At 36.4% G+C, this 16,011-nt stretch carries 13 protein-coding genes and 3 pseudogenes; 7 read left to right on the top strand and 9 right to left on the bottom strand.

The annotated features are described in order from the left end of the window. Positions 1-5 precede the first annotated feature (5 nt). Positions 6-740, top strand: coding sequence for an ROK family protein (locus tag IPK35_00080; GenBank protein MBK8051701.1), 735 nt, complete (start codon positions 6-8; stop codon positions 738-740). 524 nt (positions 741-1,264) lie between these two features. Here IPK35_00080 and IPK35_00075 read toward each other — a convergent pair. From IPK35_00075 to IPK35_00065, 3 genes are all read right to left on the bottom strand, one after another. After that, on the bottom strand, positions 1,265-3,718 hold the full coding sequence (locus IPK35_00075) for a hypothetical protein (GenBank protein MBK8051700.1): 2,454 nt from the start codon (positions 3,716-3,718) through the stop codon (positions 1,265-1,267). Positions 3,719-3,888: 170 nt separating this feature from the next. Next, complete coding sequence (locus IPK35_00070; GenBank protein MBK8051699.1) at positions 3,889-4,098, bottom strand: hypothetical protein; 210 nt, start codon at positions 4,096-4,098, stop codon at positions 3,889-3,891. Between the two features lie 555 nt (positions 4,099-4,653). Further along, positions 4,654-5,382 carry a hypothetical protein gene (locus tag IPK35_00065; GenBank protein MBK8051698.1) on the bottom strand — a complete coding sequence of 243 codons (729 nt, stop codon included), beginning with the start codon at positions 5,380-5,382 and terminating at the stop codon, positions 4,654-4,656. Between the two features lie 222 nt (positions 5,383-5,604). Between IPK35_00065 and IPK35_00060 the strand changes: the two are divergent. The 5 genes and pseudogenes from IPK35_00060 (at position 5,605) to IPK35_00040 (ending at position 9,517) form a co-directional block, all read left to right on the top strand. Beyond that, positions 5,605-6,811 (top strand): annotated as a pseudogene (locus IPK35_00060) (DUF1343 domain-containing protein). A gap of 130 nt (positions 6,812-6,941) precedes the next feature. Further along, the gene (locus IPK35_00055; protein MBK8051697.1) at positions 6,942-7,535 is read left to right on the top strand and encodes a DsbA family protein; all 594 of its coding nucleotides are present in this window, start codon (positions 6,942-6,944) and stop codon (positions 7,533-7,535) included. A gap of 229 nt (positions 7,536-7,764) precedes the next feature. After that, a complete protein-coding gene (locus IPK35_00050) occupies positions 7,765-8,298 on the top strand; it encodes a DUF1573 domain-containing protein (protein ID MBK8051696.1) in 534 nt (177 codons plus the stop codon). A 275-nt stretch (positions 8,299-8,573) separates the two neighbouring features. Beyond that, positions 8,574-9,278: a hypothetical protein gene (locus IPK35_00045; protein MBK8051695.1), complete on the top strand. Its 705-nt coding sequence runs from the start codon at positions 8,574-8,576 to the stop codon at positions 9,276-9,278. A 35-nt stretch (positions 9,279-9,313) separates the two neighbouring features. Continuing rightward, positions 9,314-9,517, top strand: coding sequence for a hypothetical protein (locus IPK35_00040; GenBank protein ID MBK8051694.1), 204 nt, complete (start codon positions 9,314-9,316; stop codon positions 9,515-9,517). Positions 9,518-9,656: 139 nt separating this feature from the next. Here IPK35_00040 and IPK35_00035 read toward each other — a convergent pair whose 3' ends face one another. The 4 genes and pseudogenes from IPK35_00035 to IPK35_00020 all read right to left on the bottom strand — a co-directional run bounded on the left by IPK35_00035 (position 9,657) and on the right by IPK35_00020 (position 11,980). Further along, positions 9,657-9,839, bottom strand: a complete 183-nt coding sequence (locus IPK35_00035; GenBank protein MBK8051693.1) for a hypothetical protein — start codon at positions 9,837-9,839, stop codon at positions 9,657-9,659. A 78-nt stretch (positions 9,840-9,917) separates the two neighbouring features. Then, entirely contained in the window at positions 9,918-10,151 is a 234-nt protein-coding gene (locus IPK35_00030) for a hypothetical protein (protein ID MBK8051692.1), read from the bottom strand. A gap of 495 nt (positions 10,152-10,646) precedes the next feature. Then, positions 10,647-11,234: pseudogene (locus tag IPK35_00025) on the bottom strand (superoxide dismutase). 84 nt (positions 11,235-11,318) lie between these two features. After that, positions 11,319-11,980, bottom strand: a pseudogene (locus tag IPK35_00020) (nitroreductase family protein). Between the two features lie 1,276 nt (positions 11,981-13,256). On the opposite strand from IPK35_00020, the gene IPK35_00015 reads away from it, so the two are divergent. Further along, positions 13,257-13,514, top strand: coding sequence for a hypothetical protein (locus IPK35_00015; protein MBK8051691.1), 258 nt, complete (start codon positions 13,257-13,259; stop codon positions 13,512-13,514). Between the two features lie 1,194 nt (positions 13,515-14,708). Here the strand turns inward: IPK35_00015 and IPK35_00010 are convergent. Then, complete coding sequence (locus tag IPK35_00010) at positions 14,709-14,858, bottom strand: hypothetical protein (protein MBK8051690.1); 150 nt, start codon at positions 14,856-14,858, stop codon at positions 14,709-14,711. A 922-nt stretch (positions 14,859-15,780) separates the two neighbouring features. Continuing rightward, entirely contained in the window at positions 15,781-15,972 is a 192-nt protein-coding gene (locus IPK35_00005) for a hypothetical protein (protein MBK8051689.1), read from the bottom strand. Positions 15,973-16,011: the final 39 nt, after the last annotated feature.

Genomic DNA, 16,011 nt, shown 5'->3' with positions numbered 1-16,011 from the left:
TTATCATGGAAGTATTAGGTATAGACGTTGGAGGTACTGGAATCAAAATTAATACTGTAAAAATTGAAACAGGAGAGTTGACCGGCGAAAAGCTTAAAATTAAAACACCAACTCCAGCCACACCTGATGCCATCATTGAATGTATGAAAACCGCTGTAGATCATTTCAAATGGCAAGGAAAAAAAGTTGGAATCGGATTTCCCGCAGTCATTAAAAATGGCGTTTCGCTCACAGCCAGCAACATAGACAGCCAGTTTATAAACTATCCGGTGGACAGTGCTTTTAGCGAGGCGTTAGGATGTGATATCACTGTCGTCAATGATGCAGATGCTGCCGGAATCGCAGAAATGACATATGGAAAAGGAAAAGGGGTAAAAGGTTTAGTGGTCTTTTTGACCTTGGGTACTGGTATAGGCTCCGCATTGTTCTATAACGGGCAGTTGCTTGCAAACACAGAATTGGGTCACTTGAAATACAAAAAATCAATTTTTGAAAAATACGCCAGTAATAGCGCGCGGGAATTTCATCATCTCAGTTGGAGAAAATGGGCAAAAGAACTTGATGTGTACCTCAATCATCTGGATCTGCTTTTAAGTCCGGACCTCATTCTCATAGGTGGTGGAGTGAGTAAAAACTTTGATCAATACGGTAAATTCCTTAACACAAAAGTTCAGGTAGATACGGCATCATTGTTGAACGATGCCGGAATTGTTGGTGCTGCCATGGCTGCCAGGAAATAACTTTAGAGCATGATTAAATTTAATTAATTAATTTATCCTGCTTCAAAGCAGTATGGGTTCAGGTGGTCTGAATATAAGCCAGATCTAGTTATTCTGTGTTTATCAGGCAGACGGTACCTAACATTTAATCTTTCTCCTTGGTGTCCTAGCCCAGTCATAGATCTCTCAGCTGTGTAATCCCTTTGGATTTGATGCAATAATATTATTTCAGCACATCCTCCCATTATGATTGATGTTATTTCATAAGCTTCAAAGATTTGGTTTATTAATGGTATAAGAGACATCTTAATCGTCCTAATTCTACTTTGTCAAATTAAACGGAAACTGTTGGGTTGACCCAACAGTTGTGACCCAAATTCACTCATACATTTATCTTTAAATATGAAAAGCTATCAGGTTTCCGGCTGCTTACATTTTGATGAAAGTGTAATTGACTTAGATTTTTGAAGGTGACAAAGTAGCACCATTTTATTACTAAAGAAATTTGATTCTTTACCATTCTTTACAAACATCGTAATGTCCAATCAAAGTTTTTTTATCAAAGATATTTTATTTCCTATGATGTTCAATTGACCATTATTTTGGATGACGGGATCATTTGTACTTTTGATTTCTGAATGATCCAGATTTAGTACTCCATCATTTTTAAGAGAAGGCAAAGCCGTTCCCGTTAAATTTAAAATGACATCTTTTAATGTAACAGTTTTGTTAACATTTACACTTAGACCAAAATTAGATGATGAGTTAATTCCTATAATTGATGAATTGATGGGATCACCTTGCAAACTTATATTTTTATTGACTTCCAAAGATTCTGTCAAGTTTATAATTGGGGGAAAATCTATCGTGCCCCCATCTGAGATACACGCTAAAATACTTCGTAAAGTACCGGCACCGTCATTTGCAGGATTGGTTACTGTATTGCCTGACTCGACATAAATCGACTTGGTAGCTTGAGAGCTGCAATTGACAACATTGTGACTTACTGTGACAGTATATGAAGTTGTAAGCAATGGCGTTACATCTTGATTTTGGGTGGTGACGCTATTACTCCACAAGTAAGAGTAATTTATTGCCGGAGACGAAGATAGATTTACAGTGGTGGAAGGACATATCACTTCTTTGTCTGCAAAAATCTCAGCAGAAGGTAAGCAAGAACAAGCACAATTTAAAGGGATTGCATTTCCAAATTTACAACTTTTATATGATGAAATGGATGGAAAAGCAATAGCAGGCAACCCTGGATAAGTGATAGTAATATTTACGGTAAAACTTACTACAGCAGGGCTACCACCGCAACAAGAACCTGTGGCTTGGTCGTAAAGCAATATCAAAAAACCGTTGGCAGGATTGTAACCAGGGAAATTATTTTGAGTCAGGGTATATGATGTAACATTACCGGGTAAAAACAAGCCAATACTAGCAGTATTGGCTGCATTTCTTACATCGACCAACATATTGTTTGCAGTACAATTAGATGGATATACGATGTTTGAAATAGCGATATTGTAAGTAGGAGGATTGACAGGGATTGAAGGAGTGCCTGATACAGCCCCTGTATTAAATAATCCACCACTCGCATATCCACATCCAAAATTAACTCCTACAGAATTTCCACAAAGACTTGGTTTTGTGGTACAATTAAAAACTTCATCTGGAATAGCCGCCGCATATTTAGCAAGAACAGGTGTGGCAAAATAGTTTTTTTCTTTGTTCAATGATCCACAATTGAAAGGTAATGTCAAATTTTTCAATGGAGTACCTGCTGTGGATTGGATCAGGTGGTTTACGGGGTTGGAGATGGATCCGTTTATGGTGGCTGAAGATAAAGCACTGACCAAAGTTGCATCATTTGTGACTGTTGATGTGATGGGCTGACCTTCCGTGATCCACCAACCTATGATATCGTTGTTCAGTAAGGCTGATGCTGTAGTTGTAAGATTGGCATTTGCGGACATTGTACATGTGTTTGAAACAAAAGCAGACAACCCATTGGCTGTAGCTGTACCAATATTAGCATTTACTTTTATGGTCAGTTTTGTCCGGCAATTGGAGTTGATTTCATTTCGATCTCCCAGATACCAGAAATATTCCCCTGGCACTAAATTATTTAATTGTCCAGGCCCAGTACCAATCGTCGGAGTAAATGTTGCTGATCCAACAGTCAATGGGGAAGTGGAGCCTAAATTAGCATACCAATTATAACAACTAGATGTGGCTGTAAATGCAGGTGCGCTACCACCCAAACAGATTTCTTTATATGTATCTGATATGCCATTGACAAATTCTACTTCCACATTCCTATCGCACATCTGAGGTCCTCTGACACAAAGTAAGGCATCCATCATCTTTGCTTTCTGACATGGAGTCAATGTGTTTCTACAATCAAATCCATTATTATAAGACATTATATTGGACTCTGAGTTGATATCAGTTGGGTATGGTGTACCACAGGGAGAAGTACAATTATTGGGTGATTTATTGCATCCACTACCATTTGCACATGCATTAAACAATCCAGGGTCTGCATCAGTATCCTTAATGTAATCTCCCGCAACACAGCCGTTGGACATATTAGGGCATTCGAGGGTTGCATTAGCTTCATTGTGGGTGTGATGCAATCCTAATATATGCCCAAATTCATGAATCAATACTATACTAAGACCTAATGAAGGATTACCACAATCGATATATCCACTGGGATAGGGATAGGTAAATGTATTGAATGCTGCTCTTGACATGACGACTACATTTTGAGCATTTGTACCAGTAGGTAAGTAAGCCCATCCATTTGCCCCTGTTCCATAGGAAGTATTTGCAAATATATAAATATTGAGTACATTGGGTACATTGTTCAATACACTTGCTGAATAAGTACAGCCAATATTTTGATACCTTGTAGATAAGTCTCCTGTCGTAGGGTGATTAGAATAAGTAGTAGATTTGTAAAATTCAATAGGCACGCCTATACAGTTCATATAGTCATTGGTGATCGCTATTTGAGCATCAATATTGGATTGTGTAGGGGTAGAAACGCCGCAACCAGGTTGAGTACTTACTGTAAATACAACTGGTATTCGGTACTTGCTGCATGGCGCTGCGCTTGTGATGACACAATCATGGGTACATGATGTGCCATATCCATCATTTACATTCCATGTACCTGACCTAAAGCCACCTCTGGAAGCCCTTTTAAAAGGAATGGCATCCGGATGTCTTTTATTTTCAGAAATCTCGTTAGTAAAGCAATTTTTATTCCAAAAATAGGTGTTTTAATAGTATCGGTTTCAATTTGACTTTTACCTGTAGTAATAAATGCACAGTTAAGTATTAAGATCAGCACCAATGATCGTAACATAAGTTTTGATTGTTTGATTTAATAAATTAGAAATACCTTAACACAAATATAGTCTAATTTGTAAAATGCAGTTAATCTTATTTAATTTTCTTTTTTTGTAAATAGTTTTTAGTTTTTAAGGATTTACTCCAAAAAACCATATTGAGTTTTTTTTATGCTTCCTTATTATCCATTTCATAGCCGGTCAAGACGATTTTTAAAAAAAATGTCTTGACCGGGACAGAAGCGTCCCTGAGGCTCAAGCATAGTTTGACGCGGTACGTCGAATAATATAACGTCGGACAAAATAAAATTTGCTACTTGGAGCCAAATGATAAAAGTTTAAACATACTCACAAGTCAAACATTCAAGGTCACCATTAAATATTTTTCAATCATAAAACATGTTCTGAGATATTTTAAATATATCAAAATAAAATATACCCCTGAGTAACGGCAATTCAGGTAACCTTTATTTGCTTTAATATACAAAATGATTCGAAGATTTTACCTTAATTTATCTCCTGATTTACACCTACCACTTAGAAAAATTTTAAACACTTAAGTATGCTGTAGATCACTTAATCTCTTCAGATATTTTTATCAGCTTATACTTTCTTTGACCGGAACTGTCTATCCATAGCATATTGTTTTCATCAATGTATTCGTATCTATGGCCTTTTTCGCTATAAAAAACACCTTTGTTTTTATCATCAGATTTGAAAATATACCAGTCATGTTCATCGCTGAATCTTGCCTTCAGTCCGTCTCTGGTATCAATAATATACACATTCCTGTTAAGTTCCCGAGATTGCCAGGTACCTTCAGGGCTTATGAGATTTCTATGTTTTCTTGAAGTCAAGGCACTGCCACGCCCTTCCACATCATTTTGGGATTCTTCATATTTGTAGTCTGTTCGATCATGCTCAGAATACCAATCATCATCACCGTAATTTCTGTACGTACCGCCAGGTCTTTCGCCATATCTGTCATAATATCTATCAGTGACTGGATAAAATGTGAGCCTCGCCCGTCTGTTTTGTTTAAAATATATCATCCTGCTGCTACCTGTGAATTTTACAGTATTTTCGTATCTGTCCCTAAAGGTATTTTTTCCGCATCTTTCAAACCATGTCCACCCATAACGCGAATGAATTCCTTTGATCCTAACACCATCTCTGTGATGTGAAATAAAAATATTTCTCTGAAGATAAGGATTATACCAGCTTCCTTCCTTTATGCTCTGAGAAGCATGCATACTTAAAGAAATCAATAAAATACTTAAAACAAAAAATACTTGTCTCATAACCATTACATTTTGTTGTAAAAACGCAGATATAGAGCCAAAAAAATGTTAAGAAGTATATAAATTAGCGTTAATGTATACTAAAACCCTTACTTTTGGGTTGATAAAATATCCAATTGACTGTTGCCCTAATAAATCAATAGGAAATAATACATTGAAAATGAATATTTTATAGTTATATTTTTCTCAACAATTGTCTTTCAGGCACAAACCCACCATCTTATGTATTTTTACATTTACTCTTTTGTCACCTTTTTCCTGATGACATGCAAACCTACAGAAGAAACTACAATTCAACCGACTACGTCGTCAGTTGAAGCAACTATGTCTGTCATCACTGCTGCTGAAAGAATTGCAGTCTACCACCCGCTTTTACAAAATAAAAAAGTAGCTTTGGTGGTTAATCAGACAAGTATTGTCAGAGAAAGTCATCTCGTCGATACTTTATTAAAACTTGGTGTAAATATCAGCGTGATTTTTGCTCCGGAGCATGGATTCAGGGGTAAGGCTGATGCAGGTGAAGTGATCAATGATACCAAAGATACCAAGACTGGCCTTCCTATCATCTCGATCTATGGCAAAAAGAAAAAACCATCAGCAGAAGATCTCAAAGAAGTGGATATTGTCGTTTTTGACATTCAGGACGTAGGTGTTAGATTTTATACCTACATATCCACATTGCACTATGTAATGGAAGCCTGTTCAGAATTTAAAAAGCCTCTGTTGGTACTGGACAGACCAAATCCAAACGGGTATTTTATTGATGGCGAAATTCTCGATCCTGCCTACAAATCATTTGTAGGTATGCATGAGGTCCCGACTGTGTATGGTATGACTATTGGTGAATATGCAAAAATGATCAATGGAGAAGGTTGGTTGCCCAATAAAGCCATCTGCGATCTGACTGTCATAGAATGTAAAAACTATACCCATGACACATTCTATGAACTACCTGTAAAACCCAGTCCTAATCTTCCAAATACGAGATCTATATTATTGTATCCTTCTGTGTGTTTTTTGAAGGTACCACTTTAAGTTTAGGAAGAGGCACAGAAAAACAATTTCAGGTCATCGGACACCCTTTCTTAAAATCAGACTTTTCTTTCACTCCAATACCTAATGAAGGAGCCAAAGAACCACCACTGAAAGGCGAGAAGTGTTATGGCACAGATCTGAGTAATATTACTACTGGAAGTATCATCAAAGACAAAAGAATTAATCTTAGTTATCTGATTGACTATCATAATAAGATGAAAAGCGCTAATCAGAAATTTTTTCTTGATAACAACTTCATTGACAAACTTGCAGGAAGCGATAAGTTAAGAAAACAAATACTTGCAGGCAAGAGTGAAGAAGAAATCAGGTCGACGTGGAAACAAGGATTGGAAAATTTATGCAAGTCAGGCAAAAATATCTGATTTATCAATAGACACCTGTTTTTAAATCAACCAATTGTGTTTTTATACAGGTTAAATTCTGTATTTTATTGCTAATCAAGAGTATGTTTAGAAATTAATGAAGAGAAATAATTTTGTCTGTTATTAATGTTTTCATTTTATATGGGAAAAGGTCAACAAAAGGATACACTCATTTATATAGGTGACCCGATGTGTTCCTGGTGTTATGGTTTTAGCCCTGAATTAGACAAGATTATCCTTGCATTTCCCGAGACTCCGTTTGAGATCGTCATGGGCGGTTTGAGACCCGGAGGAACGGAAAAGATGGGTGATTTAAGAGACTTTCTGCATGAACACTGGACAGAGGTCCACAGAACAAGTGGTCAGAGATTCAATTTTGCGATCCTTAAAAAATCTGAAATCACATACGATACCGAACCAGCATGCAGGGCAGTCATATTAGCAGGGAAAATGAATCCGGCTATAAAATATGATTATTTTAAAACTGTGCAGGAATCATTTTACATCCAAAACAATCTGCCCAATGACGACGATACATATGTACAGATAGCTGCAGGTTTGGGTCTGGATCCCAAAGAATTTCACAAACGATTCAAGCAGGGCCAGGCAAAAATGGATGCATATTCTGATTTTGACCTTGCCGGATCCATGGGCATCAAGTCTTTTCCGGCATTAGTTGCAAAAATAGATGGTAAGTTATACATGGTGACCAATGGGTATCAAAAAAGCGGATAGAATCATTAAGTTGCTGGCTAACAGAGGTTTGAAATGATGAGTGATAGACCGTCCCGCATAAAACAAAACAAAAGTCTGAAAATGATATAGTTATACAGTATAAAAAACATGTCATGGGTCTAAATTGTGTTCTTAACAGTTGTTTAACAGCAGAAAATGAAACTTTTTTCATATATTACAGTTTTTACCACTATATTTGTCCTTAAATTAATAAAAAACAAAAATTATCATGAAACAGCTTTTATTTATCCTATTAGTTTTTGTTGCTTTCGGTCTCAATGCTCAGAAAACAAAAGCAAAAAACGCAGTAAAAAGTGCTCCAGAAACTCCAAAACAGGAGGTTGTACAACCAGCCACACCATCTGCGCCACAGGTTGCCCCTGAATTTATTATGGCACCTTCATCAAAAGCAAAGATGACTTTTGAATCGCTGGACGTGAATTATGGTACCATAGAGCACAATTCAGATCCTGTAAGAATTGTAAAATTTACGAACACAGGTACGGAACCACTTATCATCAATAACGCAACCAGTTCTTGCGGATGTACAGTACCTAAGTGGCCAACCGAACCGGTAGCACCTGGTCAAAGCGCAAGTCTTGAAGTAAGATATGCTACTGACAGAGTTGGTAGAATTAGTAAATCTATTACCGTTAGAACGAATGCAGGTGATCACACATTACAGGTAATTGGAGAAGTTCTTCCTAAAAAAGAAGAAGTTCCGGTTCCTGCTGCCCAACCTAATATCATCAAAGGCAATTAATATTTCTACCTAAGAAGTAGTTTAAAATAAAAAAGGTTCCAATGCTGCATTGAAACCTTTTTTATTTTAGCACATGTTTTATTTTTTATTTCTTTAAACCCACATTAAGAGAATGTTTAGTGGCTTTCATTATATAAAATTAATAAAATTAATCTAAATTTTGGCTGTGCTTCAAAATATCATTTTATGAAAACGTTTTTGTTCTTAGGATTTATAGTGAACAGAAAATATTTTGCAAAAAATTTAAATCATATTATATTGTAAATTAAATAATTATGATTATATATTTTCGAAATACATTTTCTGTTTGGTATATACTTACTATTTCACTGTTGGCAAGCTGCTACAGAATGCCACAAAATGAGGTCAACCATCAAATGGTAAAAGATAGTTTATACTACACAAATCCTATAACACTTGGTATTTTATCGGATCCACAAATGGATGAGATATCAGGTATTGTATCAACAACAGGTTTTTCTGATCATCTTTGGGCACATAATGATAATGGTGACAAGGCAAGGCTTTTCCTAATCAATCTAAGGGGAGAACTCATCCAAACGGTCACATTGGATGGGGTCAAAAATAGAGATTGGGAAGATATAGCATCCTTTAAGGATACTCATAATGGAAAAACACATCTTTATATAGGTGACATAGGAGACAATGATGCAAAATACAGTTTTTGCCAAATACACATCATAGAAGAACCAGCGTATAAACCTTCATCCTTACCAACAATCGTCACCCCGATCAAAACCATCACTTACACCTATCCGGATGGCCCTCGTGATGCAGAGACGCTTATGGTAGATCCCCAAAATGGTGACATTTATATCATTACTAAAAGAGAACAAAAAGTAGGAATTTACAAAATAGCATATCCATATCAAAGTGGAAGTATTGTAGCTACAAAATTGGCAGAATTGCCATACAAATATATAGTTGGCGGTGATATAGCGAGGATCGTAGTGCAATGATAATCAAAGATTACGAGAAAATATATTACTTTAGTTTGTCAACTAATCAAAAGATTGATGAAGCTTTATTAACAACACCGTATCTACCTCCATACTTTATAGAACCTCAAGGAGAATCCATAGCATGGGCGTCAGATTCAAAGACTTTTTATACACTTAGTGAGACATCATTTGCAAAAATAGCACCTGTGTTGTACAAATACGAAAAGGAAAATAGAAAAGTCGACCATACCATATAGGGACCAAAAAATATTTTGAAAAAATCAAATCATAATGCATTATATATTAAATAAATAATCATTAGATTGAATTTTGTGTGCAATTCTTTCTTTGGTATAAAAATCAGTTTTGCGCATCTTTGACATTCACTCTTGCTATCTATGATGCCAAAGCTAAAGGATTTTTTATATCAATATTTTCAGCATCAAATATTTCATCTATTTTCCTGGATTTGTTTTTGTACACTTTTTTAAGATCCTTTTTTGAAGAAACTTCATAGGCAATTTTACTTTTGACAACATATATTTCTTGCTTATTGAATACCTTTGGCCTGGGATCCAAGCCCAAAATTTTGGCATTCGGATCTGCTTTTTTACGATATATTTATGATATCTCACCAAGACAATATCTTCACCGGCATTAAGTACTTCCACAAACCTTTTCCGGCAGTTCCTTAGCTTTTACTCTGAAAATAGGCATCATACTTTTCGATCTGCTTTCGTGATTGATCTCCACCTTATCAATAAAGGTGAGCAATAATTCCATTTCTCTTCCTTTATGCATTACATCTATAGAGCCTCCTAAAATATTGATTCTAGCCTGAGCAACATCAAAACACGTCCATCCTCCATAAATATTTTCATTGGTATCCACTCATCATGCAAAAATTCTGACCCGTTTAATTCAAGCGGTTTGCCTGCATCTCTGGACTTCATAATTTCATAAAACTGAATAGTATTGTTTTCTCCATTTTGACCAAAAAGTGGTGATAGAAACACTAAAAGTATGAAAAAGGACGACACAAGGGATTTCATTGAATTATATTTAAATGATTATTAAATTTAAAAAATTTTCTTTTACATTCACCAAACTGTTCCTCAATTAGTGTATAACGTAAACAACAGTTCAAATGTTGATGTGTAAATAGAAAAAGCCGTTCTCTTTGTGAAAACAGCTCCTTTGTGCCAAATTTCAGTGTAGCGGCCCGTTAATATAATATATCAAATGCCTTCCACCCAGCCTTGTTGTTGATCGCTATTTTGTACAGTTTTAGACAAGATGCCTACTGATACGATATCGTAGCTCTAAAGCTATGACGGACGACGGGTTACAAAAAAGCAAGATTCCTTTTTAGCTATTTACTTTATCTCATTGTTGTACTTTCTCTACAACATTCCAGTTGACCACATTCCAGAAAGCTGCAACATAATCCACCCTACGGTTTTGATAGTTCAGATAGTATGCATGTTCCCATACATCTAGTCCAAGGATCGGTGTACCTCCATAACCGATACCTGGCATCAAAGGATTGTCCTGATTTGCACTACTGCATATTTCTACATGTCCGCCAGGATGTGCGCACAACCATGCCCAGCCAGATCCGAATCTCGTCATGGCAGCAGCTGCAAACTTCTCAATAAAAGTCTCCTTGCTTCCATAAGCTGCATCTATGGCATCAGCCAACGGACCAGAAAGCCTACCTCTGTTTTCGGGATTTAAAGTTTCCCAAAAAAGCGAATGATTCCAGTGTCCACCTCCATTGTTTCTCACAGGCATATTGTTCATATCCAGTCCTTTAAGCATTGTATCAAGGTCCTGATTTTCCAGGGCTGTGCCAGCAATGGCATTATTTAGATTGGTGATATATGCCTGATGATGTTTCGTATGATGAATTTCCATCGTTCTCGCATCAAAATGGGGTTCAAGTGCATCGTAATTGTATCCTAAAGCAGGAAGTGTAAAAAGCCATATTCTAAAAAATTTTAATTTTTGATATAATGATTTTGAAACACTAAATTGTACCAATTGTTTTACATATTTCTAATACCTCACCAAAACTTCGTTTATTTTCTTCCTGTTGATATCAGGAACGAAGACACCATCAGCCGGAAAGCCAACAGGCAGCAACAAAATGGTTTTCATTTTCAGGCCTTCCCAATAATTCCTGCAAAAATTCATCGGACTGGGCGTATGGGTCAAGGTCACCAAACCTGCCATATGAATAGCAGCTATCAAAAATCCGGCAGCGATACCTACTGATTCTGACACATAGTAGTTTTTGGATTTTGACCCATCGTCTTCCTGGTCATAGGCCTTTCTGAAGATCACTATCGAGAAGGTGCAGTGGTCAGAAACTCCTTTTTCCAGTCGGTTTCAAACTTTTCCAAACCTTAAGCCATTCGTCAGACATGCGACCGTGATAGTTTTCATATTCTTCCTTCTCGGCTGCAACTCTGATTTTAGCTTTGATATCAGGATCCTTAATGACACAAAAATGTCCATGGCTGTTTATGTGCTCCGGATGGCGCAGAAGCTGCAGTCATGATGATATTTTGGATCACTTCATCAGGAACAACTTTATCTGAAAAATGTCGGACTGATCTTCTCGATTTCATTTTTCGGTAAAAATCGCTGGTATATTGGATCAATAATTCTTCTGATGGTTTTTTATACTCTAGCGGTATAAAACCTGATTTTTTCATTTTTATGATTTTAAAAGCAACATTACAACAAATTTTCGATTTTTAAAATTTTAAAATATTTTTTGCTTTGCTTTTTATGCATCATTTAGTAGAATTTCAAATTTCAGTACCATGTTAAAAATTTTTACTATTAACCTAGAACCAAAACATTCTGTTTTCTAAATTTCTGAAATCACTAGGAATTTCCGTTTCTTCCAATGTCCCAAAACGATTCCGTCATTTTAAGTATCCGTTATAATTCGTGAGTAATGCCGAGTATTTGGCAAAATGATTAAAGAATAAAGATTTCTTATTTAAAACTTATATTCTAAACTATCATGATTTTCTCTTTCCCCACAATTTGGGGTTTTATTGGCATTGCATTTATTTCTTCGAAAACACCTTTGAAATAGCCTCTATGACGGAGTGTACATCTAATTTTTGGTAACCCCGGATGATCATGGTACCTTGGACGTAAAGGCTTCATCAAAGTAATTGGATGAGAAGTATTCCCCTATATTTTGTATAAACTTGATCATTCGCTATCTATCATTACATTTTAACTAGTACTTGGTCTCATTTTGGTAGCAAATAATTCATATATAATTTGGTGAGATTTAGAGTTTGTTCCTTTCATAACTCCTTGAAAAACAAACGCCAAACAGAATTTACTTCTATTTGATGTTATGTTTTTGCCGGACTGGACGGGTCGGCCGCAAAAGAAGATTTTTTCTATATATCACTTTTATTCAATTGATTATAAATAAAACATATCTTTATATGTAATTTGGGAATCTCTGGGAACATGTAATTTCATACAATTTAAACCATTTTGAGCGTACCGCAAAATTTATTTTGCCTTTTAAAACCGCTAAAAATGATGCCAAAAAGTTAATATTTTGAGCAAAATTCCAATCACACATTTTGCCATATTTTGATACCAAAACAGCAGTCCATATGAGTTCTCAAAATAGGATATGGAGTTCTTTTTACGGTCAGGTGCGTACTGATTCGCAGTCGGGTGCGTACCGTAATGAGAACTCGTCGAAAACCCGTCGCAGTACCAAATAAAGACATATACTACTATATACTACATAATTACTTAACTACAGCAAAATTAAAAATTTTAGAAAAGACAAAAAACTACAAGGGACACTCGCACTAGGGGCGGCGATCGAAAGGTTTCCAATATCACCAAGAAAAATAGAAATATTCACAAAATGTTATTCTGTTTTGATAGGTGAATATTGATAAATGTCAGAATTCTTATATCGTTTTTTTGGTCATCTTGTTAAACTTGATTTCCATTGATCTCAATAAAGGCCTTTTCTTTCCGGAAAAACAGGTGTTGGAAAAAACCGTACATATAAAGCTTTTGAGAAGATTGATGGACCTGAACGAAAGATTTAAAATAAAGTCATGTCAGCAACTTTCTTTGGAATATATGGAACAAGGTTCCAATGTACTCATGCTGTACGGGCGCAATTATGTAGACTATATTGACAGGAATACGATCCAACAGTCGTATTGTTTTGACGATCTTGGTGCAGAGTGACTAAGTCAAACATTACGGCACCACTACCAATGTCCTTGGCCAGATCATCCTGATGCGTTATGAGCTTTTCATCAATCGCAAAGTGTTGACACATTTCACCAGCAATCTTTCTGCGCCACATAGAAAATGTTACGGCGAACGCGTATGGAGTCGTTCGGCGTGAGATGCAATTGGATAGAATACAAATCCACATCTACCGATAAAAGAAATAAGATGCATGGTTCACATTGTTTTGGTTATGTGGTCGCTGCCCTGGCAGCGGCCACTTTTAGTGAACCACCATTAAATTGTTTCACATCATTGATTGAGTTTACTAACTTTTTCGCATACAGAAAGGTGTGTGTCCAGAGCAGCTGCTTTAGCTCTACTCAGTAGCGCTCTTATTGTAGGATACTTCTACTGTTCAAAAACACTCGATAGCGAGTGAAGAATCAAAAGTGCGTCTATCGCATTTGGCACAATATCACATAAAATCAACATGCGATAGAAAAGCATTTTGATTTGGGAATGAACGATGCTTCGTAATCGCCTTTTTGAACTAGCGTTTTTGGATACTTTTTGGCAATGCAAAGTATCTGCCCTGCCGGCATTAATGCAAAATCAATTGAATACAATCATTTAAATCATCGAAATTAATTAAAATGAAACCTTCAAATTTCTATTCTCAACCTTAATCTTATTCCTCTTCCTTCCTTAAATTGCCAGGAAAATCATCTTCCCGGCCTAAAAGAAGATTCCCTAATCACCGAACTAAAAGGATACTACACCCCAAAAATATCCTAAAATACGACGAAGCCAGGACCAAACTCTATACCGAAATATTCCCGGAACAAGATTCCATAGAATGTTTTTATTCCGGGTACAGAATCCCAATCACCGACAAACGCAAAGTCTTGTCTCTGAACAGCTAAACTGGGCATCCAAACCGAACACTTATTTCCCAGGTCATTTGAGCAGCATCGTTTCCGGCACTAGGTGATCTGCATCACCTGGACCTTACCAAAGCCAGCATCAATACACTTCGACGAATACCCCATTTGCAGATACTCCTGATGATCAAACTAAATACTGATCCATAAAGACAAAGTTTTGACTACAATACCTGTAGAACACAAATTCACCAGTACTCTGAATCCAAATCTAATGCTTTGGAACCGATTGAATTTCAAAAAGAGACATTGCCAGGTCTATATTTTACTTTACACTTTCTACCGATCTGAAGCTGATAAAAAGAGCAAAACCTTTTTCACTTTTATGTTCCCGATCTCTGCCGTTGGCATCGATCGGACAGCAGACTCCACAGAAATCAAACGATCCATGACCATTTGCCCGCATCCAATCCAATGTAAATCCATTTGTTTTTGACCCATCACTCGTTGAACGATGTTATTGCAACATTTTCCAGCTTTACTGGAAAACCTACACTGTCAATATCTATCCCAATCCTTTAAAAGGACTTTTTACATCGATATTTAGGATTATAAAGGACTAGTCATTATGAAGATTTCTGATCAGTCAGGAAAACTCATCGAGTCATCATTTGGTTTATTCAAGTTTGATGACACGGAGATTGGGAAAGGGGATTGGTTAATAAATTTCTCATTTGGTACCCAAAAATTTAAAGCTTAGAAATTTTAATAATTAAAAAAGGCCAGAAGTTCCGAAGCTCCCGACCTAATAAATTTCAAGTTTTACACTTTTAAGCGAACCTAAAATTTGAGAATGATCTTTATAAACCTTTGATTACTTACTCAATCACTATCAATGGTTTGCTGGTCAGAACACCATCCACATTGATCAAGCAATGTAGTACATCCCTTTACCCAACCTAATCCTGTATCCTGATACTTTATTACTTCTCCGTCAGAGACACACTGTCTATGATCTTACTTCAGCTTCTTGCCGGTACTATCATAGATATCTGCTGTCACTTCTTGTCCCTCTGATGCCCGATTTCTATCGTATAGGTCTTTGTTGGGCTTGACATATCAGCTTTCTACCTGTATTGTCTCTTTCTACTTTTATCGATAGTGGTCCACATGCTTTCATTGCCATCATGATCCACTTGTCTCAAACGATACACGTAATCACCATTCCTGCTGGATTTCTCTATCTGCAAGCTTGCACACATTGATCTCCTTGTACTATTTCCTTTTCCTTTTACACGGCCTACCACCCCAAAATCTCCTCATTCACACTTCCTTCTATCTCAAAATAATCATTATTGACTTCTGTCATTGTTGTCCACGCAAGCTCATTGACATCATCAGTCTGATCTCCATCTTCCCGTAAAGTCTTTGAGTATTACAGGTAGAGCTTTTGATTTTATTCCGGCATCTATATCGGTTATTGTCACTGCACAGCCCACTGTAAATAGTAAGGCCGTCCCATCTGGAAAATTCATCACATCGCTATCTTTTGGCATCATCTGATCCTTGACTGGTGTTACAAAAATCATAATTTTCAGGCTTATGTACTTTTATAAAAATATGTTCCC

The organism is Saprospiraceae bacterium, from assembly GCA_016713025.1.
GTDB lineage: Bacteria > Bacteroidota > Bacteroidia > Chitinophagales > Saprospiraceae > OLB9.
This window is presented reverse-complemented; position numbering and strand designations above follow the sequence as displayed.